This is a genomic window from Candidatus Palauibacter sp., from assembly GCF_965222475.1.
In the GTDB taxonomy this organism is placed as follows: Bacteria; Gemmatimonadota; Gemmatimonadetes; order Palauibacterales; family Palauibacteraceae; genus Palauibacter.
The window spans coordinates 130,133-154,335 of record NZ_CBDCUB010000007.1 but is presented as its reverse complement, the minus strand read 5'-3'; the positions used below and the strand labels follow the sequence as shown (position 1 = coordinate 154,335).

Below are 24,203 nucleotides of genomic sequence, written 5' to 3'. Positions count from 1 at the left end.
CGCGCCGTTAAACGCAAGAGCCCCGAGGACGAAACGGCCCCGGGGCTCCTATCTCAGCGTCTTGCTGCGCCCGAAGGTTCTGTGCAGTAGAGGACGACCTGAGACGTACACATGAAGTATCGTCAGGCCCCACCCATAACGCAACTTGTGGAGTTGCCATGCTATCCATCGAAGGCCTTCGAAGTGCTCTCTCAGCGGAGCGGCTAAGTGCCTACGCCCGGCCTGAGGACACCGACGAAGTCGACGGCGTGGCCAGGTATCTGTGGAATCTGGCGCTGTGCAGTGCCCTCCAGCCGGCGCTTCACACCCTTGAGGTTACCGTCCGAAACCGCCTCTTCAGAATTTCCGGAAGGATCGTAGATCAGACCACGCTCCGTTGAGCCTGTGCAAGAGGTCATATGAGCAGGGGCGTGCCGGCGGGCCGCGCCTCTGGCCCGAACTGGCGACGCGGGGATTCCCGCATCTACCCAAAGCCAAGCGCACACGCAGCCAGATTCTCCACGCCTTGGATCCGCTCCGCGACCTGCGCAACCGCGTCTCTCACCATGAGTCCGTTTGGGACCGGAAGCTCAACCGAAGCCATCGGGACATCCTCGAAACCATAGCCTGGATCAACCGTGACTTGGCGACGACTGAGGTGGTCCCAGTTTTTTGGACAGGTCGTTAAGGTGGATTCCAGGACGGAACAGGAGGCACCGAGATGGCTGGGAAGAGACGGCGGTTCACGCCGGAGTTCAAGGCGCGGGTGGCGCTGGAGGCGCTGCGCGAGCACGACAGCGTGCAGGCGATCGCGAGGCGGCACGAGCTTCATCCGAACCAGGTGAGCACATGGAAGCGGCAGCTGCTCGAGGGGCTGCCGGAGGTGTTCGCCGGGGGCGCGGGCCGCAAGCTCGCCAAGGAGCACGAGGCGAAGGTCCGGGAGCTGCACGCCAAGATCGGGGAGCTCACGGTCGAGCGGGATTTTTTTCGGCGCGGGCTCAAGCGCTGAGCCGGGCGGAGCGGGGGCGGATGATCGAGCGGGACGGACCGCTGAGTCTTTCGAGGCAGTGCGCGCTGGTGGGCGTGAGCCGGTCGTCGCTGTACTACCGGCCGAGGGGGGAGAGCGCGGAGAACCTGGCGCTCATGCGTCGCATTGACGAGCTGCACATGGCGTATCCGTTCTACGGAAGCCGGCAGCTGGTGCGGCATCTGCGTCGCGAGGGCGTTGCCGCGGGCCGGCACCGGATCCGGCGGCTCATGCGCCTGATGGGGGTGGAGGCAACCTACCGGCGGCCGCGCACTAGCGTGGCGGGTCCGGAGCACCGGGTCTTCCCCTATCTGCTGCGCGGCCTCACGATCTCGCGGGCGGACCACGTGTGGTGCGCGGACATCACCTATGTTCCGGTGACGCAAGGCTTTTTCTACCTCGTGGCCGTGATGGACTGGGCGACCCGGCACGTGCTCGCGTGGCGGCTGTCGAACACGATGGACGCGTCGTTCCGCGTCGAAGCCCTGGACCACGCGCTGGGCTGGAGGGCTCCGGAGATCCTGAACACGGATCAAGGCGCCCAGTTCACCAGCGAGGCGTTCGCCGACCGGGTGCTGGGCGCGGGCGTGGCATTCTCGATGGACGGCCGGGGCCGCTTCCTCGACAACATCTTCATCGAGCGGCTGTGGCGGTCGCTGAAGTACGAGGCGGTGTACCTTCACGAACTCCGCGACGGGCTGGACGCCGAACGGATCATCGGCTCGTGGTTCGACTTCTACAACGAGGTGCGTCCGCATTCGTCCCTCGGCGGACGGACGCCGGGCGAGGCCTACCGCAACGGCACGGGGGCGGTGTGAACGGCGGATCTCGGCGTGCGCCGACGGTCGCCTTCGCAAAGCAGCAGCGGGGCGCGGGAGAAGCCTGGGATCTCCCCATGCCGCGCACCTCGTTCCGCCCGCGGCCAAGCCCCCGTCGCCGACCGGGTTCCCCTCCCGCCGGCCGGGGTTCATTTTGGAACCTGTCCCTCCCCTGCCGGGGGAGGACCCATGGGTGGAGCATCCACCCCGAGAGAACACACGGAGAAGGCTCCCGAGGGCTCTCACAACCACTCGGAATCCACCTTAACTTTGCCCTCGGACTGTCCAACGAAGTAAGACCACCTCAGACCCTACAGGAACACTCGCCGCTGCCGGCAGTACTCGACAGGGGCGTAGCCGGTTTCCGCGCTCAGGCCGAGGCAATCATCAAGTGATGCCGGCCCTGAGCCGATAGGCCGGACCGGTGATCTGTTGCTCGACCGCGTCGAGGGATTCGTTGAGGAGAGTGGCCGCCCGGACCGGCGAGATCAGCTCTTCGCCGAGCGCGCGCCAGACAAGGCCCTTGAAGCGCTGGGGCTTCTCGAACGCCGCGAACCCACGGTCGCCGTGAATGGGTTCTGGTTCCGACTTGCGCCAGGAGCGGGCGAAGGTTCGAAACGCGCGCTGGACCGCGGCACGAGGCAGCACGCCGACTTGGCCAAGGCGTACCAGCATGGCCGCCGCTGACACGCCGTACATGTGTTTGAGGCGGACGATTTCATGATAGGTGATGCGGCGGCGGCCTTCACCGGCTTCCCCAATGAGATGTTGGCTCGGGACAAGGAAGGCGCCTGCGAACCGGTTCATGGCCGCTTCCAGCTTGATGGCCGGGTTGCCGGTGGAAGGGATGATCCTGTGCGCGAGTTCGTGAGCGAGAGTGGATCGTTTCCGCTCCACGTCGGTCCGGCTCGATACGAGGACGGCGTCGGCGATCGGCTTGCCCTCTCGCACGACTTGGCAGGCCAGCCCGTTGATGCGCTCGGGGAGATCGTCTTCGACCACCATTATCCCCTTCTCCTCGAGGAGGGCGCACAGGCTGGGCACGGGATCCAGACCGAGGTCCCACGCGTTGCGAAGTTCATCGGCCCTGTCGTCGATCTCTTCGACATCGGCGACGCTGTCGTACCGGCGGCCTTCAAAACGGTCGCGCGGGGGCGGAATGCCGAGGACCTCCTCGATGGTCAGGTATCGCTCGAGGTTGTCGATCAGCACGGCTTCGGCCTTGGCGCGATCCCGGGCGGAGGTGCTGGAGTGCTTCCGGAACTCGAGGCCGTCGAGGACCTCGACCTGGGAGCTCATGAGGAAGTCCAGCGAGACGTCGAGAGCCTGCCCGAGACCGACCAGGACGGCCGAAGACGGCATCATCTTCCCCGCCTCGTACTTGCTGATGGCCTGAGCGGTGATCTTCGGATCCATCCGCTCGGCCAGCGCCCGCATGGAAAGGCCGGCGCGTTTACGGGCGAGCCGTAGTCGTCTTCCAAACATGCCGTCCCCTCCCTTCGCGTAAACGATGGTTGACAATCTGTGTGAATTATCTCCATAATGTCAACCACAGGTTGTTCGCCGTGCGGAGACCTGATCCAGATTTCAGAGGAGAAGCTTCAGGGAGGAACATGATGCTCAGGAACATCCTCGCCGCCATCGTCGGCTACATTGCCATGGCCGCCGTGCTCTTCGCACTCTTCTCGCTTCTGTGGCTGACGCTGGGGCCCTCGCGCGCCTTCCAGCCGGGTTCGTGGGAGGTACCCGGCGGCTGGGCACTCGGCTCGGGCGTGCTCGGGCTCGTGGCGGCGTACATCGGCGGACGAGTCTGTGCCAGGGTGGCGCACGATGCCGGGGCCGCCACGATTCTGATCGCCATCGTGATCGTACTCGGGGTGGTGAGGGCCCTGATGCCGGTGGAGATGGCGGCGGGACCGCGCCCCGATGACGTGTCGATGATGGAGGCGACCGCGGGCGCCCTCCACCCGGCATGGTTCAACTGGCTCAACCCGCTGATCGGGGCCGTGGGCGTCTGGTTCGGATCGCGGAAGTTGCGCGCGTAGCAGTCCATTCCCGGGCTGCCGAAGTCGCGCCCGGCCTCGATCAGCAGGGACTCAATGGATGGCCGGACCGGCGATCCGCCGCTCGACCACGTCGAGGGATTCGAGTTGATGGCCGTGCAGGGAGTTTGTATCCTTCGGTACACGTCCGGCATACGCGCCTGACCAGGAAACTTGCTCCCCGCCCGACACGCCGAAAGGCCTCGGGCGGGGTTATTTTCTTAGTTCGAGAAACGGTCACGGGGCATAAACGACCCGCGCGGATTCCAGGATCGCCTTCCGGCGAATGTAGTTTCGGCTCTCGTCGATCGCGGCGCGGTTCACCAGATCGACTCTGCGGGCGAGCAACTCGGCCAGTTCCCGCTCCATCCCGGCGATCCCGAACAGGCCCGGCGTTCGCTCCGTCCGGAAGCGGACCAGTACGTCGATGTCGCTGTCCGGCCCGAAGTCATTGCGCAGCACCGACCCGAACAGCGCCAGTTCCTCCACCTGCCAACGGTCGCAGAACGCCTTGATGGCGTCCATGGGGACGCCCATCCGCGCCGCCAGCCGTTCCCGGTCTTCAACGGTTCCTGTCGCAGGTTGCACTGAAGCCTCCGCTACGCCAAATGCACGATCTTGACCGCCCCGTTCATGTAACCCTCAGGCCAAGTTCTCTGAGCCATGCGTCAACCTGTCCGAAAGCGTCTTGCTGCCATTGATCCGCGGTGCGGTCGCCGAGCAGGTCGGATTCCTCCACGAACTGCCTGACGCTCGTCGGTCCAAAGTCTTCGACGTCACGGAACTTGTCGGCGATCAAGCAGTAGCCTCGCCGTGCCGATGGTACGTCAAGAAGAGGTCTGGTTGCTTCTACAAGTGCGTCCATCCCATCCGGAAAATTCCGGATCGAATAGTAGATGTCATAGGCGTCCTTGCGTTTAAACCGATTGGCGATGGCGTAGCCTTTCATGGCCAGGAGGGCTGGAATCGACGCAACGGCGATACGAACGATATTCCTGCCCCCATCGGGCATATCTCCTTCGATGGCGACCATCTGATAGAATCTGAGCGCCAGCTCGGCCCCGTCGGCACGCTGGACGGCGAACTGGCTGATGAGCGGCGGCCTGTTCCTTACAATCTCCGCGTCGCGCGGCATCAGGAAGTCGACGACTACGTCGATGTCGGGTCCCCCATCCCTGGTGGGTACGGTGCGGACGAGCTGGAAACGCCGGTGAGTGTCCCGCTGATTGTAGCCATGTGTCTGCAGGGCTTCGACAAGTCGAACGTACTCGCCGTCACCCAGGGCGGAGGCGTCGAGACCGAGGTCCACATCGAGGGTTCCGATATGGGGCATGTCGGCTTCGCTCAGCAACAGCCAGGGAACAGCCCCGCCGATAACCGAGAATTTGCCCCTGAAGCTGCCGAGGATCTGGCCGATCTCGACCAACACGGACTTGACCGCCGCCGTCGTCCGATCATCGTAGTCGCCGGCGGATTGAGGCTCCGTCACAGCCACGGAAAGCACCTCGAAGCCAAGTGGTCGGCCGCCTCACGATCCCGATCGTTGCCGTTCCAGAGATCGAGGTACGTGACGATCGGGCATGTGCAGAAGACGCTTGGCGCCGGCTCAACAGCGTCCTTGAGTAGACTCTCATCTTTCGGAATGCACACGGTAACATTTGCTCCTTTCTCGGCACGGGTCAGCTTCAACACCTCCTTCAACACCCGAGCGCCCGGTTCGTCGGCGTAGAAGCTGTGCGTGCCACCACGGAGGAAGGGCGCCAGCCATTGGGCGGCTGAATTCGACGAGTAGATTGCGCGCGGACGCTGTGGTTCCGAATTGAGCTTTCCCGACAGCCGCTCGTGGAGTTGCTTGCCATGGAAGAGCGTGTACCCGCTGATGCGGCGGCCAGTCGGCCTGCGATATTCTTCGCGCCAGGTCTTCAGTAGCGCATCCGGCTGGACGAGGATGACACCGTCCTTCTGCGTCTCGATCCATTCCCGCGCCAGCAGGGCTTTGCGAACGTTACTCACGTGGCCGAGGCTCGCGCCGGCCGCTTCCGCCAGTTCCGTTACGCGCCATGCCCGGGCAGGATCGCGAAGGAGCACCCGGAGAATCGCGGCCGCCTTCGGCGTGAACATCGACCTTAGAGCGCGGGTTGCAGACTTGGGTCGGTCAGCGACGGTCCGATCGATATAGACGTTATCGAAAGCGAGATGAGCGTTCCCGACCAGGTCCAGGTAAGCGACGTCGTGATCCATGCAGATCGACCGAGACTCGGGCGACAGGTATGGGCTCACGAGCATGGGGATCCATCGTCGGCCGGAGCCCCCGGGATCGGACTCGCGAGCATGCGCCAGGTATCCCTTGAGCTGATAGACTGCGGAACGGACGAAACGAGGAGCACCGCTCCGCTTGACCTCGATGAGGAGGGCATAGGCTTCATCGCCGTGCTTGAACTCGATGCATCCGTCGATGCGAGCGTGCCTTCCGAGCGGGTGCTCCCGGCGGACCGCACCGGCCTCCAGGTGCGGCACGTGCCCGAGCAGGTCGCGGGCCGCGTGCAAGGCGGCGATTCCTGGGTCGTTTACTGAATCATGGGTTTTCATCATACGCTGAAAATAGCGCATACGGTGAAAACCGTCAAGTGATTTTCACCCATATGGCGTTTTCAGCGTACCGGTGAAATGCCTCTCTCGAGAGAAAACCGGCGTCCTCCCGAGGCTGGCGCGCGATGGGAGACTACCGCCGACCGTCCCCGCGCGTCAGCGGGCTCAGGTAGTCCCGGTTTCCGAGTCCCAGCTTCCTGAGCGCGATTCCCGTCATGCACTCGTCCACGACCTGCTTGGCGTTCAGCACGGTCGTGTAGCCGGGGTCGACCAGCGGGTTGAGTTCGACGAGGTCGAAGCCCACCACGTTGTTCTCCGAGCAGAGCCCGCGGACGATGTAGAACACTTCCCGGGGCGTCAGTCCGCCCGGGACCGGCGTCCCCGTGCCCGAGGTGTAGGCCGGATCCATGACGTCGATGTCGAAGGAGATGTGCAGGTACTCGGGACCGTCGTTCGCCTCGTCGAGGACTTGCTGCATGACGTCGGTCCAGCCGTCCCGGTCGATCTCGGCCATCGTGTGGTACCGCAGGCCGTTTTCCCGCATCCACTCGAAGCCTTCCTCGCCGGGCCAACTGCCCCGCAACCCCACCTGGAGGAAGTTCCTGCCGAGTATGTGACCGTCATCGACGAGGCGGCGCACCGGCTGGGCGTGCGAGATCGGGTGGCCGTGCCGGGCGTCCCCCGCATCGTAGTGCGCGTCGAAATGGATGACGCCGACGTTCTCCTTGCCGTACACATCCGCGAGTCCCGCCACGTTGGCGAACTCGATCGAGTGGTCTCCCCCGATGATCACGGGGATGGCGCCGGTCTCCGCGATCTCGCGCACCATGCGGCGGATCGGCGGCATGCTGCGCTCCACGCTCAGGTTTGTCGATGGGCGCGTTGCCGAAATCGACCGCCGTGAGTTCGCTTCGCCACTGCACCATCGTCTCCATGCTGCCCACGCTGCGCCGCATGGCTCGGAGCGCGGTGGGTCCCTCGCCCGCCCCGCGGAACCCCACCCCCATGTCGACCGGAGCCCCCGGAAAGGCGACTTCGACCTCGCCCGCGACGAGGTCCTCGGCCGTGCGCGCGATCGGCAGCCCGAAGAATGTGAGGACGGATCCGACCTGGATCGGTCCGGGTTCGCGAGGAGGATCCCCGGAGATGTCGCGGTCGCGCCACACCGCGAGGTTGGGGTCGCTCGCGTCGAGCCGGATGATGGCCGAGTCGGCCGGGAGGGGCTCCCGTTCGGAGGCGGCGTCGGCCACGGTGTCGGCCGGCGTATCCGAAGGGGCGACCTCGGCCTGTTCCGGCGGTGGAACCTCGCAGGCCGTCAGCGACAGGCTGCACAGAAGGAGGGCGGCGGAAGACGGGCGGGATGTCATGGCTTCGATCACGTCCGGCTCAGGTGGCGATGAGCAGGTGTCGACTCGAGGGGAAGCCCATTGGGCGCCGAGTCGGGGGGCAATCGGGAAGGCGCATCAACGACAACACCTTGACTGGGATACGACCGGCAGGGGCGCCCGCTGGCCGCCTCCAACGGGACGAAGGGAGCATCGTCGTGAGGCGGCGCATGGCCCCCGCTCCGACTCGTCTCCGCAGGCACGATGTTCAAACCGGGCATGTTACGTGCTACCAAACCGGACAACTTCATTTGCTCCCTACACCTGACCGGCATCACATCTTGCCATCTTCTTCGTACGCCTGTTATCTTTTTTCTTGAGACGCAAATCCTTCCGGGGTTCGCCCTCGTTCCGAGACCCGCGCCTCCGGGCGCGGGTCTTCGTGTTTAAAGGAGAATCACGCCATGACCTACTTCGCCTACCTTGACGAATTCGGCCACATCGGTCCCTACGTGAGTCGAGAAGATCCCAAACATAACGACAGCCCGGTATTCGGGTTGGCTGGTTTCGTCCTGCCTTCCGAACGGGTACGTGGTTTCGGTACGTGGTTCTTCAAGCGCAAGTGCCAACTTCTCGAACGCGACATCGAAGAGTCCGGACAACATCCTGCTCGATGGGAAAAGAAGGGGTCCCGCCTTTATACCGTCAGGAACATCAAGCGCTATCCCGCATTAGGCAGTTTACTGGACGACTCTTCAACAAGATTGATGAGCTTGAGGGCTTCGTTTTCTATGTTGGACTCAAGAAAACTCATCCACCAGACATCCACGATCCAAACCGGCTATACAGGGGAATTCTTCGTGAAGCTATCAAACGCATCGACCAATTCTGTACCGAAGATTGTAATCCTGTTGCCAATTTCGTATTGATTCTCGATGATCACGATCAACGGCAGGCTCTTCTTACCGCAGCATCACAAGCCATGTATGATCCATCCCTCGCCGAACGTCGTCGGCACCTCATCGAGCCTCCCTTCCACCTGGATAGCCATCGTTACCAAACCCTCCAGGCAGCAGATTGGATTGCCGGATTGATTGGACGGCTTGGTGCAATGAGGGGAGACCCCGAGGCATATTCAGAAAACGAAGTGTTTCGTTACTACTTCGAGCAGCGCCTCAAGATGGTCCAACGCAGAAGCGGTATTCGTACAGGGAGATTACCTCCAGCACGGCTGAAGTAGTAGAACATCCGCCAAGGTCCAACTGCGGCGGGATTCCGTGGCGAGCGCCTCGAACTGGTCCTACCCCGTCTTGGTGGACGGGCGAAAGTGGAACGATCTTCTCGGTGAGCGCCGCGTTCGCCCGCGCCCGCTCCCGACTCCGCCACGCGTAGTACCCGCTCGGGGAGAGGCCCAGCAGGCGGCACATCGCGCGCACCGGATATCGGCGTGGTGACCGCTCACGAACCGGACCCTATAGCGCACCCGGTTTTTCTGGACACTCGTTTAGCAGGGTTCAACGTTACGGGGTCCGGAGAGAGGGGGTGCGAGGATGTCGGAGAAGCCGACGGAGGCCGGGGGCCTGCCGAAGCGCTGGAGCGCGCGCCGGAAGTCGGAGGTGGTGCTGCGGCTGCTTCGGGGCGAGGACATCGGCGAGGTGAGCCGGGAGATCCGGGTTTCGCCGCCGGAGCTGGAGCGCTGGCGGCGGAAGTTCCTGGAGGGGGCGTGTGAGGGACTGAAGACGAAGAACGCGCCGGACGGGGAGCTGATGCGGACGCGTGCGAAGCTGGGGGAGATGACGATGCGGGTGGAGCTTCAGGCGGAGCTCCTGGAAAAAAGGGGGTACGGGGAGGAGTTGAGGAAGCTCTTGCGGCGCGCGGGCGGGTGAGTCCCTCGACGGGCCGGTCGTATCCCTTGACGCTGGTGTGCGCGACGTGGCGGGTGCCTCGATCGAGCGTGTACGCGCTGCGCTCGGCCCCCGGCGGGGAGTGCAAGCCGGGCAAGCGCGGTCCGAAGACGGAGTTGAGCGACGAGGCTCTCGTCGTGGAGATCCGGACGGTGCTGTCGAGAGTCCGTTCGTGGGCGAGGGGCACCGGAAGGGTCGGGCGCGCCTGGCGGCCAAGGGGATCGCCGCGGGCCTCGGCCTCCCAGAAAACCGGGACCACTACAATCATGACGCCGGGTGATTCCCCGCGAACTGCTCAGGGACGAAACTACCCAACCGGATTGGATATGAGATGAACGACCCGACGATGGCCGAGAATCACGTGGCCGCCGATTTCGACGAATGGTGGCAATTCGATGACCGCGGTCCGGATGATCCTGCGCTGGGACCTGCGCGGCAGGCGGAGGTCACGGGACGCTGTACGGGTTGCTGGGGCCCGGTGAAGGGACTGAAGGACAGCGATGGTGGCTGGATTCGCATCGAGTGTCAGTTCTGCGGGCGGTCGATTGAAGCGAATGACGCGGTTCGGGAAGCGGAGCGGATGCAGCTGGAGGCGGAGGACAACCTACCCCAGGTGCGGGTCGGGCACGGTTCCGTGTACGACAAGAAGGCGAGGTTCGTGTTGAAAATCCTGCCGGATATGGACAGAGACGCGACGTGGTTTGAGCAACGGGTCGCTACCATGCGGGAGGCAAAGCCGAAGCGAAACCGGTTGGATCGGCGAGCCTTTCCGTTGGGTTCCCCCGGGTATCTGTACGCGCAGGCGTGCGCATTCGTGGCCGGGTTCGCCAACCTGCCTCGTGAAATGTCCGCGATCTCGCTCGCAGACTTCCACTTCGGGGAACCGCAGATGGTCGGCGTAGAAATGCCGACAGCTGAAGCGACGGGTCGGATATCCGGGGAGGTACCGGCAATACACCGGGAACCCTCCAATGCGGTGATGATGGCAAGGATGGGAACGGCACTTGTTGCCGGTATGGTCGCGGCGTTTGCCTGTGAGCTTGGGATGAAGGCAATCCTGATGACTCGGCAGCACGAACTGGAGAAGACGCATGACCTGCTGAAGCTGTACGAAGCGCTCCCAGAGGACAGCCGGAAGAGACTCGAAGCGGACTTCGCCGACATCGCGGGCGTCTTTAGGGAATACCGGGATGTGTTTGGGAAGTGGCGCTACCTTGAACATGGCACCAGACCGGCGATCGGGGCGCTCGTGGACACGGATCGGGTATTGGGGCTCGGCAAAGCAGCCCGGGTGATCGTTGACGAATGCGTCGTGGCCGGCCTTCAGTACGAGATTGACGTCGCCTCGGACTTCGAGTTCACGGTTGACCAGGATGATGCGAGCTATTCGGAGCAGCGTCGCCTGCGTGTCCTTGGGCACGAATCTGCGATCCCCTGGGATGCAATCTTGCCGGTGGGCAGAGACGAACGGGGATGAGCGCAGCGGTTGGAACTTCGATCGCGTTGCACCGCACCGCGCGGACCTGAATCCCAACCTGCGGATTCCGACGCGTGCCGATCACTGATTCCGATCCATGCCGATCACCGATTCCAGTGCATGCCGATCAGTGATTCCGACGCATGTCGATCACCCTGGAGTGAGCGAGTAGCCGTGCTGGAGAACCTGCTGTAGCGCCCCCCTCTTCCCTTCTCGACGAGGTCCTTGAGACGAGGAGGGAGAGGGTGTCGCAGAAGAGGTTGTCCATGCGCAAGTTCAGAGAACTGATGCGCCTGAAGTACGAGCTCGGGCGCAGCCACCGCGAGATCGCCGCCTCACTCGGCGTCGCCAACAGTACGGTGAGCGATTACGCGGGCCGGGCGAGCGCGGCGGGGCTCTCCTGGCTGCTGCCTGAGGGGCTGGACGACACCGCTCTGGAGGCGGCGCTGTTCCCCCCGCTTCCGCCCTCGGGGGTCCCCCGTCCCGAGCCGGACTGGGACCGGGTGCACCGGGAGCTTCAGCGCCACAAGGGCGTCACGCTCAGGCTGTTGTGGCGGGAGTACCGGACGGTGCATCCGGACGGCTACCGGTACAGCAGTCGTCCACGCCGCGGCATGTGGGGAAGCGCCGGCAGTCGACCGCACTCGCCGAGCTCGGCGTGAAAGAGCGCAGCGGCATCCGATAGGAGACCGGACGCAGCCAGCTTGCAGAACGCGTCGCTGTCAACGAGAAGACGCATCGGCGCTGGGAGGCGGCCCAGGGACAATCACCCTCATGAGTTCCTGGTCACTCGGAGACGCGCCCTCAGCGTCTACGAACCTCCTGAAGTACTGCCGCAGGATTCGGGTGGCTCCGGTTGCGAGGTACAGGGCTTTCGTGGCCGTGGTGGCAGTTGCGTAGTCGCCCGTAGTACGCACCCAGGAGAAGATGATCGATCCCGCGTCGACGCCTGTTTCCCGCGCCGCCGCCGCGGCCTGAGTGGCCAGGTCCCTGAAGTTGCCAAGAGCGCTGGGGCTCGGCAAAGAAATCGCGGCTTCGCCAACGAGCGCTCGGACCGCATACTCGTCTGCGAGTTCCTCCATTTCGTCGTCCTGCAGAATCTCCTCATCCTCATCGACCACGGGAGCGTCGGGCGTGCAATGCCCCTTTGCGATGTGGCCAACCTCATGAGAGATGCGGAAAGCGACCCGGCCCGGTTCGTCATGCCTGTGACCCAAGACGACGACGGGCCTGTCCTCGACCACCGCGGCAAGGCCCTGGAAACCAGGCGTCGGCAGCAGGTGGGCTGGAACAACGGGAATCCCTCGCGTCCACAGGTCTTCGACGATGGCGTCCAAGACTGAGCTGCCGTCGAAACCCCGGATCTCTTGGCGCCACGCGAGTCCGTCGGAAGGGGGGGCCGTAGGTGCCGGCACCGGCTCCTTCAGGTTGCGCACCACGGCGCCGGCGATCTGCATCGCAGCATGGATTGCTGGAGCCAGACGGTCGCGGCCGATGTCACGGACGCACCGAAGTCGGGCCTCGGGGTATCCCAAGGGCTCCAGCGTTGTTTCGGGGTCGCTCACGGTCGACAGCGGGACTGCCAAGAAGCGGCCTACCCGGATCTCGATTTCGGGGAGCAGCTCCGGTTGCTTCAAACAGCTCTGATCCCACCAATCGGGTAGCATCGCGGCAGAGACGAACTCGCTTCCGAAGCCCGCCTGGCGGAGCCGACGAATCAGCAATGGTATGGATCGCGTTGCCAGATTACTCCTCCAATCGATGGTTTCGCCGAGATACCTGAGGGCGCCAGAAGGCATCTGCTTTCTCGGGTGCCCAGAAACGTAACCTAACACGCTCACATCGGTCCCTCCGCGGCGATTGGGGCCGCTCGAGGCACGATAACGACACGTTGGCCGGACAAATATCCTAGATTACGATACGATCATGTCCGGTAATCACGGGTGGAGGAGGTGCAACGCATATGGTTGGGCAGTCAGGCGCGTGGGTAGCCCGAAGGCGACGAAGGTCGGGACCCCTACCCCCCTCGGGGATGAGGCTGTCCGCGGATGAGTGACGCGAGACCGTTCAGCCACATCGCTTTCTGCGGGACGGTGACGGATTGCTTGCCGGACGCCGGGTTTCGTTCTCTGGCGAGACAGCTATCTGCCGCCGGTCAAGCTGGACCGTCTCCGAGCCTGGTCGTGGCTCTGGCGAGTGAGCTGATGGGCCGGGATCGCCTCAGGCTACCGGATTGGGTGGATACGGACACACGCTACCTGGTGGTGCTGGACGTGCCGGAGCAGGCGGTGCTTCGCCTCGCCTCGACGCTTCGACTCCACAAGCCGGACCGGCGGCTGCAGGTGTGCCGGGACCCTTCCGTCGTGAAGCGTCTGGTCATCGCGCTCAAGCGACCGGCTCCGTGGGAGGGCATCCTTGACGCATATGTCTTCAACGACTCTCTGGTGGTCGTCCTCGGGGACATGAGCGTAGGGGAGTTCCCGGTTGGAAGGCTTCCCAAGGTCAGACGGTTCGAGCCGGCCGTCGTCAGCCGGTTCGAGATCGATTCAGCCGGTTCCTACCTGCATTGGCCCGATCGGGATGTGCACATGGGTCCGTCTCAGATGTTGCAGGCCGTGGATCCCATGCATCTGGCCGATGTGGAGATCCGTCGGTATGAGCTGGAGAACGTGTCGCGGGCCCTCCTTGACATGAGGCATGACCGGCAGCTGAAGCAGACGGAGATACCGGGGCTGTCGGAGAGGCACGTCCGGCGACTGGAAAAGGAGGAGATACGCCTCACCGTCGAGGCGGCGGACAAGTTTGCGCGTGCGCTCGAACTGACGCTGTCGGAGTTCCTCGACGAGCTGAGTGAGCGGATAACGGCTCTGCGGGGGACTGTAGGGCCGAAGCGGCCACGAGAGCAGGTGGACGAGCGGAGGAATGCAGTTCTAACTGGGTCGTGATCCGTCCCTTCACCCTTAGGTATGGTTCCGCTGTACTGAAATAGCCGGAAAGCGACATCAATGGGACGGATCGCCTACGTGGCGTCGCCGAATGCACCCCGGGCCGCGGCGGGCCGGCCGGTCGGAATCAGGGTGAGCGGGAGGATCCTCTTATCGCCTCCAGGGAAAGGATCCTCCGCGCCAGTTCGGTCTGCCCCGTGATCCCCAGCTTGCGATAGCTGTGCTTCAAGTGCACCCGTACCGTACCCTCCGCCACGCCCAGCGCCCGCGAAATCTCGGCCACCGTCCGGCCGGCGGCCAGCGCCACCGCCACGCGGCTCTCCGCGGGCGTCAGGCCCAGCGCCGCAGCCGCTAACGCCGGATCTATGCGGGATCGGCTCGCCGGGTCGACGATCAGCACCAGCGCGCCGACCTGCCAGGCCCGATAATCCGTGCGCATTCCGCCCACGGGATGAATCTCGAGGACGAGCGGCGTTCCAGCCCCCGGGCGCGTGATCTTCATCGAGCCTCCGGCGCCCTGTGTGCCGTACAGGGGCAGGACGGCCGCCAGCAGACGCCGTAGCTCAACGTCTTCCGCCGGTACCTCGGCGGTCAGCGAACCCTTCTTGTCGCGGAGCCCATCGCCTCTCAGCAGGAGAGCCCGGGCCTGGTCGTTCGCCTCCAGGATCCGTCCGCGACGGTCCAGTTGAATGATCCCCGACTGCCTGTTCTCGAGCAGTTCGGCAAGCGACGCACCCAGCGCCTCGGCGTCCTCCATCAGGCGCCGGACGCGCACGAAGTGGCGTATGTGGGGCGCGAGACGTCTGATGTCCCGGATCTGATCGTATCCCCAGCCTCCGGGTTGAGCGGAATCGGAAACGGACCATAGGATCCCGCACCCGTCCAGTCCATCGAGCAACATGAAGAGGCCGTCCTGCGACCTGGTGACGCGCCGAAAGTCGTTGTATGCGGGCGAGGTCTTCTTCTCTTCGTCGGTGTAGAAATCCGCCTGGTGGGCCAGCTCGCCTGGAGGAAGCGTGCGGAGCCGCGGCATCGCCTCATCCCGTCCCCAATAGCGGTCGAAATACAGGTCCTCCCAGTCCTTCCGACGCTGCCGGCCGGAGAAGCATCGTGCCAGGAAGACCTCGGGTTCGCCCTTCCGACGCGGATCGCCGTAACCCAGGCTGTGGCCGCTCGTCCGGGTCAGGTCGTTGACGGCGGCGGCCGCCGAGACCCACTTGGCATCGGCCAGGGCCGCGCTGTACAGCAACGCCAACGTCCGCTCGAACCTGTCCTGCGGGGTCATGTTGTTCCTGCTGCCAGCTTTGGTGTGCCTGCCCAAGAGATCGTGGCCTCATCCATGTGATAACACCAAGCAGGCAAGCGCCAGCGTTATACCCCAACTGAGGTAGGAGCAGGCGAAGGTATGGGCGGACTTCCGCTCCGCCGCCGCCTGCCGTCAAGGCCGCATCCCGTAGGTCGGAATTACCCCATTTGAGCAATTGCGGGCCTTCGGCGTCTCGCTGAGCCTTAAGACCGTGATCGATACGGGAGTTCGTACTCAGCGTGGGCAGACGACAGTGCCTTGCCTCGGAGGTGACATGGTTCGATTGAACCGGGTGCAGATCACTACGGTGGCGCTGTTCTCGCTGATGGCGGGACCGGCGCACGCACAGCGTCTCTTCGAGGTGGAGGGGATCGAGTTGCGCGGCAGCGCGCGCGTCCTGCTGTACGGGGCCGGGACGTGCAACGTCCTGGAGCACGTGGAGACCCCAACCGAGTACGAGCGCAGGAAGGCGAACCATGGCCAACCCGTCGATGTGTGGCAACTGGATCTCTCCGTCTACAACGGGTCCGGTAAGCCGCTGGATCATCTGATCGCGCAATACGGGATCGCGGCCGAGCACCCGCCGTGCACGAACTGGACCGGGCCGGAGGCGGGGCAAGTCCCCGGCCACACCGAGTGGGGGAACTGGTACGGCACCATACAGCGGAGCGGCGGCGGCGACCTGACCGTACCGGGCGAAACGGTGAGCAGGGCCGTGCACCTGCTTATGTTCCGCGGGCACGAACCACGGTTCGACACCTGGCGCGTCGACTACAACTTCGCGGGTACCCCGCCCGCTGCAGGAGCCGAGAATCCGGTACCCGCCGGTGGCGCGGCCGCCCGCTCCCAGCCGGGCAATGAGCGGCTCGAGCAGCCTGACTCCCCGGTTGGCGGGGCGCCGGGCGCCGCCACTCCTACCTCCGTCGGCGCAGGTGAGACGTGTGCCGGGCAGCCCGTGGGCTCCGAGTGCTGGATGGAAGTGACCAACCAGCCCGGGTGCCATCTCTGGAACCCGGGTCTCGCGGCGGGCGCAACGGTCACATGGAGTGGCGAGTGTTCCGCCGGCTATGCGCAACGAACGGGAACGGTTCATTGGCGCTACGACGATGGACAACAGACTTGGGACGGCGCCTACGTTGACGGCGAGCAGCAGGGGAACTGGGTAATCCAGGAGGAGGACGGGGACGTAGCCGAGGGATTCTACGTCAGCGGCCAGCGGCAGGGGACTTGGACATGGTGGTTCACAAACGGAAACGTCTTGGATGCTCCGTATGTGAACGGCGAGGCGAACGGAAAAGGGATCGAGTGCGCGCGTAACCCGGGCGACGTCATCGCAGCGATCGGCTCGTACGTCGACGGTGAGCTGAGTGATACGGAGATGATCGGTCCCCGCGATCCTGATGCGCCGACCATAAGAGCCCGATGCGGCGCCCTCCTGAGCAAGCCGAGGCCGAGGCCGTGAGGCGCCCAGGCCCCATGTCGCGGGAGATCTGTGGGAACGACCGGGGGCGATGCAGCCGCTACGACTACCGAACGTGATACCCGAGCGGAAACCCCGTTGATGAGTCCGGGCTCGAGGCGTGCGTCAGCAGCGGCCGCCAGCACACTGGCGGGGCTGACTCTCCTGGCCTGCGTCCGTCCCGGCGCCGCCCAGCAGGACCTTGGCTCCGTCGTGTGCGTGGCGAGCGAGCTTGAGTCCCTTGCGAGTTCGGGCCCCGTGCGGCGGGTGATTCGACGGGACACCGAGCTCGTCTACCGCGTCGGGGTCGACCTGTCCAGTCAGGCCGAAGCCGAACGAACTCTCAGGGCGGAACTCGAATCATCGGGGGAGGTCTCGTGCGCGTGGTCGCAACCCGGCCAGAGTCACGTCGTCGCGGTGAGCTACAACGGCGTCGTGCGGCAGGATCTCATGATCGACCCGGAGGATCCCCGGTATCAGAGTTTCGCGGTCGGGTACGGAACGAGTTGGGAGGAAGCCGAACAGTTCGCCACGACCGTGAACGACCATTTCGCCACCAACTACTACGACGGCGGCGGTTACGAGGTCCTGGTCCGGGAGACGTGGGGTGCCGCGAGACCGCAGGCGACGCAGACGTCGGCGGGATCGGCCCCCTCCGGTGCATCGGCAAATCCCGGTGCCCGGGCCCGCCCGGAAGCGCCGTCGACTGCCCCGACAGCAGTCCCGTCACCGGTCGCCGCAGGAGAAACGTGCGCCGGGAAACCGGAGGGCAGCGCCTGTTGGATGGAAACGTCCAACGTGCGCGGCTGCTACCTGTGGAACCCGAACCTCAGGTCTGGCGAGACGATCACTTGGACTGGCGGGTGCTCCGGCGGATACGCCCAAGGAAATGGGATGATCACATGGGCCCATGACGAGGGCGTCAGTCTTTTGGATTGGATGCTCCGAGACGGCAAACCGCATGGGGATGGGGTCGAGTGGGAGGCCGACGGCGAGGTGCTCCAAGGCCCCTATGTGGACGGCAAGCGGCACGGGGATTGGGTCCGGTGGTGGACCTGGTCTGGCAACGGGAACGAATACGTCAGCTATTGTCCCTATGTTGACGGAGAGGTGCATGGTCCACGTGTCATCTGTCAGTCCAGCGATCGCGACAGCTTTTTTGCGGTCACGGTGTATGAGCGGGGCCTCAGCACCGGCAACGAGTACTACGGTCACGACGACATCCAAGACCGGCAACTCGCACGTACGGCTGCGGCTGCTTGCGTCCGTGTGCTTTCCCTCGCAAAGCCGAGCCCAAGGCGGAACCCGTGAAGAAAACTCGTCACATGTGCAACGCCTTGATATCCGGACGGACTCTAATCACGCAAATACTTCCCCGGCCGAAGCTAGCCGCGACAACCGCGGAGGAGCAGACGTATGCCCACCCCTGATCAGGAACTCAAAGCAAGATACAAGGTCAACGGGGGCAAAGTGCGAGTCTCCGTCATCATCGGCGACGCGCAACTCGGGCGCTCGCGGGTGTACTTGGACGGCACTAGGATCCACGACTCAACCAACCTGTGGAAGGCCTTAGTCGGTTCCGGTGTCGAGGGCTCACTGTTGGTTGTTCGTACAGTCATCAGTGACGTGAACAGGCACACCAACCGGGTCACCGCCACGTACGTGCTCGAGGGAGGCACCACTGACGAGCAGTGGGAACTGAGTAGCGAAGTCGACCAAGATGGCGAAGACGCCTACTTCCGCGCCCAGTTCGAGCTCCGCTGATTGAGCGCTGGCGCGATGTCGCACTGCCCCCAAGCCGGTAGTCCAAATCCGGGAGCAATCATGAACCCTCGTAGTCGGAAGCCACCCACCTACCCTCTTATTTCCGTCTTGGTTCTCGCCGGGGTCACAGCCTTGGCACTGTCGACGCCCGGCTCGGCGCTCGGCCAAACCGAGCAGGAGGCCTCGACCCGTGAGATGACCATCCAGGATGTACGAGCACCGCAGTCGCCGGCCTTCGTGCTGCTCGGAGCGTCGCCGACCAGCGTCGAGCGACCCATGACACCGAAGGCCTTCGCCATCAGTCTGGCATCGGCCCGTGGGGGCGACACCGACCTCATCCCCAACAACTACGCCCTTGAGGTGGCGCCGTATTGGCTCCGTGAGCACCCGCAACTGACCTTCGACGACTACTACGACGCCGGATTCCTACAGCGTATCGCCCAGACGCTATCGATCTCGTTGGCTAGCCAGCGGCTGACGGACGCTGGCAAGATCGCGGACTCCGAACTGGAGGGAGGAGGGACCGTGACCACGATGAGCGGCAGCCGGGTGTCGCTCGGAGCGCGCACCATGCTAGTGTCCGGCCGGGCCCACCCGAGCTTGAAGCAGAAGCGCGACTCTCTCAACGTCCTCCAGGGGAAGCTTCTCGATCTGATCGAGCAGGAAGAAGACGAGAAAATCACCAAGGAGCAGTATGACGAGCGGTCCGCCTCGGTTCGTCAAGCGATGCAATCGACTGCGCTTGAGGTCCAGGAACTCGATCACAACCGCGTGGGCTGGCAGATCGAACTCGCCGGTGCCTCCTTGTGGTCGTTCCCGGGCGACACCTTCGAGGGCGGCAGGGTGTCGAAGTGGGGAGCCTGGTTGACGGCATCGTATCGTTGCGCATGCCGGGAGACTCCGTTCGAATCGGGCGCCGAACTCATCGCCGTCTTTCGCTACATCGACGACCGGCCCCTGCCGCCGACGGGGTCGGCGCGCGCGACGGCGATTTTGACGCCCGAGGAAGACGCCCTTGATGTCGGAGTCCGAGGCGTTTGGCACCTCGACGACAAGATGTCGCTGTCGTTCGAGACCGTGCGCAGGAGCGTACGCGACAGCGACGGCGTCATGGAGATGATAGAGGCGGCCGACTCCTCGAACCGCACCGTGGGCATTATCGAGTACCAGATCACCGAAGGCAGCTATCTGTACGCCAGCTTCGGCAAGGACTTCGCCAAGGCCGGCCGGCCGGCGGGCGTAACCTCGGTTTTCGGCATCAACATCGGGCTTGGCGACAAGCCTGTAGTGCGGTTCACCGAACCGTAGGCCCCCGCGCCATGGTCAGCGACAGAACCAGGCGGGGGGTTGACATCAACAGGAAGGACGAGTGTAGTGCCGCTAAAGAGCCATAACGTTGAGGGGGTGCGCATGCCCAAGATACGAAGGATCATTGCGACCCGGGGACCGCAAGGAGCTCGTGGGTTCGGGCCCGCACGACCCCGCAGCGGCGCGTCGAGCGCGCATGGCTCGGCCGAGGCCTGTCGGCCCGGGCTCTACGCCGGGAGACGGTGAAGCGCTGGCTGGAGGCGGACGGTCCGGCGGGACTGGAGGACCGGCCCCGCGCGGGGCGTCCGCGAACGAGCATCACGCCGGAGGTGGAGGCTGAGATCGTGCCGGACGCTGGAGGAGAAGCCTCCGCGGGGGACGCACTGGAGCACGCGCCTGATGGCGGAGGCGGCCGGGGTGCACCACAGCCAGGTGGGGCGGGTGTGGCGCGCGCACGGGCTGAAGCCCCACCTCACGCCACCTTCAAGCTCTCGACCGACCCGGAGTTCGTGGAGAAGCTCCGCGACGTGGTGGGGCTGTACGTGGACCCGCCGGAGCGGGCGGTCGTGTTCGCCTTCGACGAGAAGAGCCAAATCCAGGCGCTGGACCGCACGCAGCCGGGGCTTCCGTGGAAGAAGGGCCGGTGCGGCACGATGACGCACGACTACAAGCGCCACGGGACGACGACCCTGTTCGCGGCGCTGGACGTGGCGACCGGGGAGGTGATCCACAAGTGCATGCCCCGCCACCGGCACCGGGAGTTCCTCCGCTTCATGGCCGAGGTGGAGACGCGGGTCGATCCGGAGCTGGACCTTCACGTCATCCTCGACAACTACTCGACGCACAAGCACGGGAGGGTGGAGGCGTGGCTGGAGAAGCACCCCCGGGTGAAGTTCCACTTCATCCCCACGTCGTCCTCGTGGCTCAACCTCGTCGAGCGCTTCTTCTCGGAGCGACGCAGCGCCAGCTCAAGCGGCTCGCCGTGACCAGCGTGAAGCAGCTGACCGACACGATCACGGCCTTCGACGACCGGAACCGGGACCCGGCGCCGTCAAGTGGACCGCCGCCGTGGAGGAAGGCGAAAGTGAACCGTGCGAACTCCACTTTAGCGGCACTAGATAGCCTGCTGTGTGATGAGGCCGCCCCCTTCGCAACGGGATCTGGCCGGACGGACCCCGGGAATCCCACCCCCGGCATCGCGTCAGTTCAATGGGCGCGAGTGGATTTGAACCACCGACCGTACGCTTATCACGGAAGCCAACAGCCAGCGATCCAGAAGTCCTGGAACCTCGGGGTTTGGGTGGTGACGGCCAGCCCCCCGCCACCTTAGCATCGGACACGTCTTTCCGCCCAGGAACACAAGGAGCTTTAGATGAAGTGGCCTTGGAATACATACGACCACCTTTCCGTCGACGAGCAGATCAAGATCCGGCGAAGCAGGGTCCGCACCATGGTGACCCACGGAGCCGCTTGGTTTTTGTTCGGCGGTGCCATGCTCCTGATCGCCTATCTCATGATCCGCGGTGGCACGGAAGGACGGCAACAGGGAGTCGATCTCTTCCAGACGGTTCTCCCCGTCGCGGCATCCATCATTGCCTTCTGGTTCGGAAGGCAGAATCAGAATACCTAGTCTGAATTCCTCAGTGCGCCGTGGAAAGGCGCGCTTTCCTGGTGGGTGCGAATCCCACCCAGCATCTGTCGCTCCGGCTGGTAGCGGCCAGGGCGGTCCATGGAGGTAACGACATGGATTGAAGCACTCTGGAGAGAAGGGCCGCCTTGGGCGGCTCAGCGACCATGCGGGCCGGAACGCGAGTGAACGCCGAGCAGGCCTCGAGACGGGTGTCGCGGAAGCCGACCCTCCTGAGTTAAGGGGAAGGCCGCTGGCCGGCCGGGAAGAGAGCGACGAGAGCACCGGCTGGTTTCCGCCGGGGTAGTGGCGCCGGCGTGCATGGAAGATGGAAGGCGCGGCAACATGGGAAGCCCCGCCGGTGCCGAGCACGCGGCAACCGGAACCCCGCGAGGGACAGGCCGGGCCGGCGGGGTGGCGGAGAGGCCCGTAGGACCGAAGACGCGGGGTAATGCCCGTCGAGGAAAGGGGCCTCAGGTGTGGAGGGATGCCGGAAGGGCGAAAGCTTGCGGGAGTGGCTCTGCCTAATACCCCGCTTCAAGGGCTGGACGTAGGAGTCCGGAGGCATCACATGCGGAAGCGAAGGAGTCGGGCCGAATGATGGTGGGAGGCTCGATGCCGTCAGGGCGTGAACAGGCTTGGCGGCGCGCCTGAGAGGGGCATTGCGGGTGAAGCCGTGCAGCTTCTGGAAGCTTGGGGGGCACGCAAACCTCCGGTCCCGCTGCGACCGGCATGGCTGGAAGCGGCCTCAAACGGGCGTTCCGTGTGCGAGGTGCATGATCCCACTGGAGAGCCGGATGCGGGAGATCCGCACGTCCGGTTCGGAGGGCAGGGGAGTGGAAACGGACCTACCGGAGCCGGACTGAGTACCGGAGCGAAAGCGACGGACAACGCACCGGACCCTACGGGCACCGCGCCACCCCCTGACTCTACCAGGGATGGAGTAGGCACCGGCTTCGAGTAGCGGCTTAAGGGTCGGCTGCGCCATGCATTCGTCGACGACCTGGTTGACGTTGAGGACGGTCGTGTAGCCCGGGTTGACGAGCGGGTTGAGTTCGACGAGGTCGAAGCCCACGACGTTGTTCTCCGAGCAGAGCCCGCGGACGATGTAGAACACTTCCCGGGGCGTCAGTCCTCCCGGAACCGGCGTCCCCGTGCCCGAGGTGTAGGCGGGATCCATGACATCGATGTCGAAGGAGATGTGCAGGTACTCGGGACCGTCGTTCGCCTCGTCGAGGACTTGCTGCATGACGTCGGTCCAGCCGTCCCGGTCGATCTCGGCCATCGTGTGGTACCGCAGGCCGTTTTCCCGCATCCACTCGAAGCCTTCCTCACCGGGCCAACTGCCCCGCAACCCCACCTGGATGAAGTTCCTGCCGAGTATGTGGCCGTCATCGACGAGGCGGCGCACCGGCTGGGCGTGCGAGATCGGGTGGCCGTGCCGGGCGTCCCCCGCATCGTAGTGTAGTGCCGCTAAAGTGGAGTTCGCACGGCTCACTTTCGCCAGGATGTCCTCCACGGCGGCGGTCCACTTGAACGGCGCCGGGTCCCGGTTCCGGTCGTCGATGTAGGCCGCGATCGTGTCGGTCAGCTGCTTCACGCCGGTCACGGCGAGCCGCTTGAGCTGGCGCTGCGTCAGCTCCGAGAAGAAGCGCTCGACGAGGTTGAGCCACGAGGACGACGTGGGGATGAAGTGGAACTTCACCCGGGGGTGCTTCTCCAGCCACGCCTCCACCCTCCCGTGCTTGTGCGTCGAGTAGTTGTCGAGGATGACGTGAAGGTCCAGCTCCGGATCGGTCCGCTTCTCCACCTCGGCCATGAAGCGGAGGAACTCCCGGTGCCGGTGGCGGGGCACGCACTTGTGGATCACCTCCCCGGTCGCCACGTCCAGCGCCGCGAACAGGGCCCTCGTCCCGTGGCGCTTGTAGTCGTGCGTCATCGTGCCGCACCGGCCCTTCTTCCACGGAAGCCCCGGCTGCGTGCGGTCCAGCGCCTGGATTTGGCTCTTCTCGTCGAAGGCGAACACGGCCGCCCGCTCCGGCGGGTCCACGTACAGCCCCACCACGTCGCGGAGCTTCTCCACGAACTCCGGGTCGGTCGAGAGCTTGAAGGTGCGCGTGAGGTGGGGCTTCAGCCCGTGCGCCCGCCAGATCCGCGCCACCTGGCTGTGGTGGAGCCCGGCCGCCTCCGCCATCAGCCGCGTGCTCCAGTGCGTCCCCCGGGGAGGTTCCTCCTCCAGCGTCCGGCGCACGACCTCCGCCTCCACCTCCGCGGTGACGCTCGTTCGCGGACGGCCCCGGCGCGGCCGGTCCTCCAGTCCGGCGAGACCCTCGGCCTCGTACCGGTCCAGCCAGCGCTTGACGGTCGGCAGCGAGACGCCCACCTCCCGGCGCAGAGCCCGGGCCGAGAGGCCATCGGCCGAGCCGAGGACGATCCTGGCGCGCTCGACGCGCCGCTGCGGGGTCGTGCGGGCCCGAACCCAGCTCTCGAGCTCCTTGCGGTCCCCGGGTCGCAACCGGATCCTTCGTATCTTAGGCATGCGTGGAAAAATAGCATGCCTACCACCGCTTGTACATCGCGCTTTAGCGACACTACACTAGGTCGTGCCCAACGGCTTCGTCCATATGCTGGAT

General features: G+C 64.7%; 22 protein-coding genes and 1 pseudogene. 15 read left to right on the top strand and 8 right to left on the bottom strand.

Annotation, left to right across the window (positions count from 1 at the left end):
- Nucleotides 1–158: 158 nt before the first annotated feature.
- Together ACOQPP_RS12640 and ACOQPP_RS12635 are read left to right on the top strand one after the other, a co-directional pair.
- Nucleotides 159–380 carry a hypothetical protein gene (locus ACOQPP_RS12640; RefSeq protein WP_420636674.1) on the top strand — a complete coding sequence of 74 codons (222 nt, stop codon included), beginning with the start codon at nucleotides 159–161 and terminating at the stop codon, nucleotides 378–380.
- Between the two features lie 320 nt (nucleotides 381–700).
- Nucleotides 701–1,824 (top strand): IS3 family transposase gene (locus ACOQPP_RS12635; protein WP_420636673.1). Its coding sequence is split into 2 segments (ribosomal slippage): nucleotides 701–977 and nucleotides 977–1,824, totalling 1,125 coding nucleotides; the frame shifts between segments, so codons are not numbered across the junction.
- Nucleotides 1,825–2,211: 387 nt separating this feature from the next.
- Here the strand turns inward: ACOQPP_RS12635 and ACOQPP_RS12630 are convergent.
- Nucleotides 2,212–3,309, bottom strand: coding sequence for a helix-turn-helix domain-containing protein (locus ACOQPP_RS12630; RefSeq protein ID WP_420636672.1), 1,098 nt, complete (start codon nucleotides 3,307–3,309; stop codon nucleotides 2,212–2,214).
- A gap of 128 nt (nucleotides 3,310–3,437) precedes the next feature.
- Here ACOQPP_RS12630 and ACOQPP_RS12625 point away from each other — a divergent pair, with 128 nt between their 5' ends.
- Nucleotides 3,438–3,869: a hypothetical protein gene (locus tag ACOQPP_RS12625; RefSeq protein ID WP_420636671.1), complete on the top strand. Its 432-nt coding sequence runs from the start codon at nucleotides 3,438–3,440 to the stop codon at nucleotides 3,867–3,869.
- Nucleotides 3,870–4,103: 234 nt separating this feature from the next.
- On the opposite strand, the gene ACOQPP_RS12620 is transcribed toward ACOQPP_RS12625, so the two are convergent.
- From ACOQPP_RS12620 to ACOQPP_RS12605, 4 genes are all read right to left on the bottom strand, one after another.
- On the bottom strand, nucleotides 4,104–4,454 hold the full coding sequence (locus tag ACOQPP_RS12620; protein WP_420636670.1) for a nucleotidyltransferase family protein: 351 nt from the start codon (nucleotides 4,452–4,454) through the stop codon (nucleotides 4,104–4,106).
- A gap of 43 nt (nucleotides 4,455–4,497) precedes the next feature.
- Nucleotides 4,498–5,370 carry a hypothetical protein gene (locus ACOQPP_RS12615; protein WP_419166141.1) on the bottom strand — a complete coding sequence of 291 codons (873 nt, stop codon included), beginning with the start codon at nucleotides 5,368–5,370 and terminating at the stop codon, nucleotides 4,498–4,500.
- Nucleotides 5,352–6,476 carry a type IV toxin-antitoxin system AbiEi family antitoxin gene (locus tag ACOQPP_RS12610; RefSeq protein ID WP_419166142.1) on the bottom strand — a complete coding sequence of 375 codons (1,125 nt, stop codon included), beginning with the start codon at nucleotides 6,474–6,476 and terminating at the stop codon, nucleotides 5,352–5,354. The genes ACOQPP_RS12615 and ACOQPP_RS12610 overlap by 19 nt, the downstream gene beginning before the upstream one ends.
- Before the next feature lie 112 nt (nucleotides 6,477–6,588).
- Nucleotides 6,589–7,302, bottom strand: coding sequence for an agmatinase family protein (locus tag ACOQPP_RS12605; RefSeq protein WP_419166143.1), 714 nt, complete (start codon nucleotides 7,300–7,302; stop codon nucleotides 6,589–6,591).
- Between the two features lie 942 nt (nucleotides 7,303–8,244).
- On the opposite strand from ACOQPP_RS12605, the gene ACOQPP_RS12600 reads away from it, so the two are divergent.
- The 5 genes from ACOQPP_RS12600 (at nucleotide 8,245) to ACOQPP_RS12580 (ending at nucleotide 11,823) form a co-directional block, all read left to right on the top strand.
- Nucleotides 8,245–8,709 (top strand): DUF3800 domain-containing protein, encoded by a 465-nt coding sequence (locus ACOQPP_RS12600; RefSeq protein WP_420636669.1) that lies wholly within the window; start codon nucleotides 8,245–8,247, stop codon nucleotides 8,707–8,709.
- Nucleotides 8,604–9,020: a DUF3800 domain-containing protein gene (locus ACOQPP_RS12595; protein ID WP_420636853.1), complete on the top strand. Its 417-nt coding sequence runs from the start codon at nucleotides 8,604–8,606 to the stop codon at nucleotides 9,018–9,020. The genes ACOQPP_RS12600 and ACOQPP_RS12595 overlap by 106 nt, the downstream gene beginning before the upstream one ends.
- Before the next feature lie 310 nt (nucleotides 9,021–9,330).
- Nucleotides 9,331–9,666 (top strand): helix-turn-helix domain-containing protein, encoded by a 336-nt coding sequence (locus tag ACOQPP_RS12590; RefSeq protein ID WP_420636668.1) that lies wholly within the window; start codon nucleotides 9,331–9,333, stop codon nucleotides 9,664–9,666.
- A gap of 349 nt (nucleotides 9,667–10,015) precedes the next feature.
- On the top strand, nucleotides 10,016–11,161 hold the full coding sequence (locus tag ACOQPP_RS12585; protein ID WP_420636667.1) for a hypothetical protein: 1,146 nt from the start codon (nucleotides 10,016–10,018) through the stop codon (nucleotides 11,159–11,161).
- Nucleotides 11,162–11,427: 266 nt separating this feature from the next.
- Nucleotides 11,428–11,823 carry a hypothetical protein gene (locus ACOQPP_RS12580; RefSeq protein ID WP_420636666.1) on the top strand — a complete coding sequence of 132 codons (396 nt, stop codon included), beginning with the start codon at nucleotides 11,428–11,430 and terminating at the stop codon, nucleotides 11,821–11,823.
- A 60-nt stretch (nucleotides 11,824–11,883) separates the two neighbouring features.
- Here ACOQPP_RS12580 and ACOQPP_RS12575 read toward each other — a convergent pair whose 3' ends face one another.
- Entirely contained in the window at nucleotides 11,884–12,960 is a 1,077-nt protein-coding gene (locus ACOQPP_RS12575) for a hypothetical protein (RefSeq protein ID WP_420636665.1), read from the bottom strand.
- Between the two features lie 384 nt (nucleotides 12,961–13,344).
- Here ACOQPP_RS12575 and ACOQPP_RS12570 point away from each other — a divergent pair, with 384 nt between their 5' ends.
- The gene (locus tag ACOQPP_RS12570; protein ID WP_420636664.1) at nucleotides 13,345–14,106 is read left to right on the top strand and encodes a DUF2442 domain-containing protein; all 762 of its coding nucleotides are present in this window, start codon (nucleotides 13,345–13,347) and stop codon (nucleotides 14,104–14,106) included.
- 127 nt (nucleotides 14,107–14,233) lie between these two features.
- On the opposite strand, the gene ACOQPP_RS12565 is transcribed toward ACOQPP_RS12570, so the two are convergent.
- Entirely contained in the window at nucleotides 14,234–15,391 is a 1,158-nt protein-coding gene (locus ACOQPP_RS12565) for a helix-turn-helix transcriptional regulator (RefSeq protein WP_420636663.1), read from the bottom strand.
- Nucleotides 15,392–15,686: 295 nt separating this feature from the next.
- Here ACOQPP_RS12565 and ACOQPP_RS12560 point away from each other — a divergent pair, with 295 nt between their 5' ends.
- From ACOQPP_RS12560 to ACOQPP_RS12535, 6 genes and pseudogenes are all read left to right on the top strand, one after another.
- A complete protein-coding gene (locus ACOQPP_RS12560; RefSeq protein WP_420636662.1) occupies nucleotides 15,687–16,874 on the top strand; it encodes a toxin-antitoxin system YwqK family antitoxin in 1,188 nt (395 codons plus the stop codon).
- A gap of 99 nt (nucleotides 16,875–16,973) precedes the next feature.
- Nucleotides 16,974–18,182 carry a hypothetical protein gene (locus tag ACOQPP_RS12555; protein WP_419166153.1) on the top strand — a complete coding sequence of 403 codons (1,209 nt, stop codon included), beginning with the start codon at nucleotides 16,974–16,976 and terminating at the stop codon, nucleotides 18,180–18,182.
- Between the two features lie 105 nt (nucleotides 18,183–18,287).
- Nucleotides 18,288–18,635 carry a hypothetical protein gene (locus tag ACOQPP_RS12550; protein ID WP_420636661.1) on the top strand — a complete coding sequence of 116 codons (348 nt, stop codon included), beginning with the start codon at nucleotides 18,288–18,290 and terminating at the stop codon, nucleotides 18,633–18,635.
- Between the two features lie 132 nt (nucleotides 18,636–18,767).
- On the top strand, nucleotides 18,768–19,943 hold the full coding sequence (locus tag ACOQPP_RS12545) for a hypothetical protein (protein WP_419166155.1): 1,176 nt from the start codon (nucleotides 18,768–18,770) through the stop codon (nucleotides 19,941–19,943).
- A 155-nt stretch (nucleotides 19,944–20,098) separates the two neighbouring features.
- Nucleotides 20,099–21,051 (top strand): annotated as a pseudogene (locus ACOQPP_RS12540) (IS630 family transposase); the annotation flags it as partial.
- Between the two features lie 264 nt (nucleotides 21,052–21,315).
- The gene (locus tag ACOQPP_RS12535; RefSeq protein ID WP_420636660.1) at nucleotides 21,316–21,573 is read left to right on the top strand and encodes a hypothetical protein; all 258 of its coding nucleotides are present in this window, start codon (nucleotides 21,316–21,318) and stop codon (nucleotides 21,571–21,573) included.
- Between the two features lie 745 nt (nucleotides 21,574–22,318).
- Here the strand turns inward: ACOQPP_RS12535 and ACOQPP_RS12530 are convergent.
- On the bottom strand, nucleotides 22,319–24,109 hold the full coding sequence (locus tag ACOQPP_RS12530; RefSeq protein WP_420636659.1) for an IS630 family transposase: 1,791 nt from the start codon (nucleotides 24,107–24,109) through the stop codon (nucleotides 22,319–22,321).
- Between the last annotated feature and the right edge of the window lie 94 nt (nucleotides 24,110–24,203).

Coding starts and splice junctions, on each gene's coding strand:
- ACOQPP_RS12640 (WP_420636674.1), top strand. CDS start 159: ATGCTATCCATCGAAGGCCTTCGAAGTGCTCTCTCAGCGGAGCGGCTA.
- ACOQPP_RS12630 (WP_420636672.1), bottom strand. CDS start 3,309: ATGTTTGGAAGACGACTACGGCTCGCCCGTAAACGCGCCGGCCTTTCC.
- ACOQPP_RS12625 (WP_420636671.1), top strand. CDS start 3,438: ATGATGCTCAGGAACATCCTCGCCGCCATCGTCGGCTACATTGCCATG.
- ACOQPP_RS12610 (WP_419166142.1), bottom strand. CDS start 6,476: ATGCGCTATTTTCAGCGTATGATGAAAACCCATGATTCAGTAAACGAC.
- ACOQPP_RS12605 (WP_419166143.1), bottom strand. CDS start 7,302: ATGCCGCCGATCCGCCGCATGGTGCGCGAGATCGCGGAGACCGGCGCC.
- ACOQPP_RS12600 (WP_420636669.1), top strand. CDS start 8,245: ATGACCTACTTCGCCTACCTTGACGAATTCGGCCACATCGGTCCCTAC.
- ACOQPP_RS12590 (WP_420636668.1), top strand. CDS start 9,331: ATGTCGGAGAAGCCGACGGAGGCCGGGGGCCTGCCGAAGCGCTGGAGC.
- ACOQPP_RS12585 (WP_420636667.1), top strand. CDS start 10,016: ATGAACGACCCGACGATGGCCGAGAATCACGTGGCCGCCGATTTCGAC.
- ACOQPP_RS12580 (WP_420636666.1), top strand. CDS start 11,428: ATGCGCAAGTTCAGAGAACTGATGCGCCTGAAGTACGAGCTCGGGCGC.
- ACOQPP_RS12575 (WP_420636665.1), bottom strand. CDS start 12,960: ATGCCTTCTGGCGCCCTCAGGTATCTCGGCGAAACCATCGATTGGAGG.
- ACOQPP_RS12565 (WP_420636663.1), bottom strand. CDS start 15,391: ATGACCCCGCAGGACAGGTTCGAGCGGACGTTGGCGTTGCTGTACAGC.
- ACOQPP_RS12560 (WP_420636662.1), top strand. CDS start 15,687: ATGGTTCGATTGAACCGGGTGCAGATCACTACGGTGGCGCTGTTCTCG.
- ACOQPP_RS12555 (WP_419166153.1), top strand. CDS start 16,974: ATGAGTCCGGGCTCGAGGCGTGCGTCAGCAGCGGCCGCCAGCACACTG.
- ACOQPP_RS12550 (WP_420636661.1), top strand. CDS start 18,288: ATGCCCACCCCTGATCAGGAACTCAAAGCAAGATACAAGGTCAACGGG.
- ACOQPP_RS12535 (WP_420636660.1), top strand. CDS start 21,316: ATGAAGTGGCCTTGGAATACATACGACCACCTTTCCGTCGACGAGCAG.
- ACOQPP_RS12530 (WP_420636659.1), bottom strand. CDS start 24,109: ATGCCTAAGATACGAAGGATCCGGTTGCGACCCGGGGACCGCAAGGAG.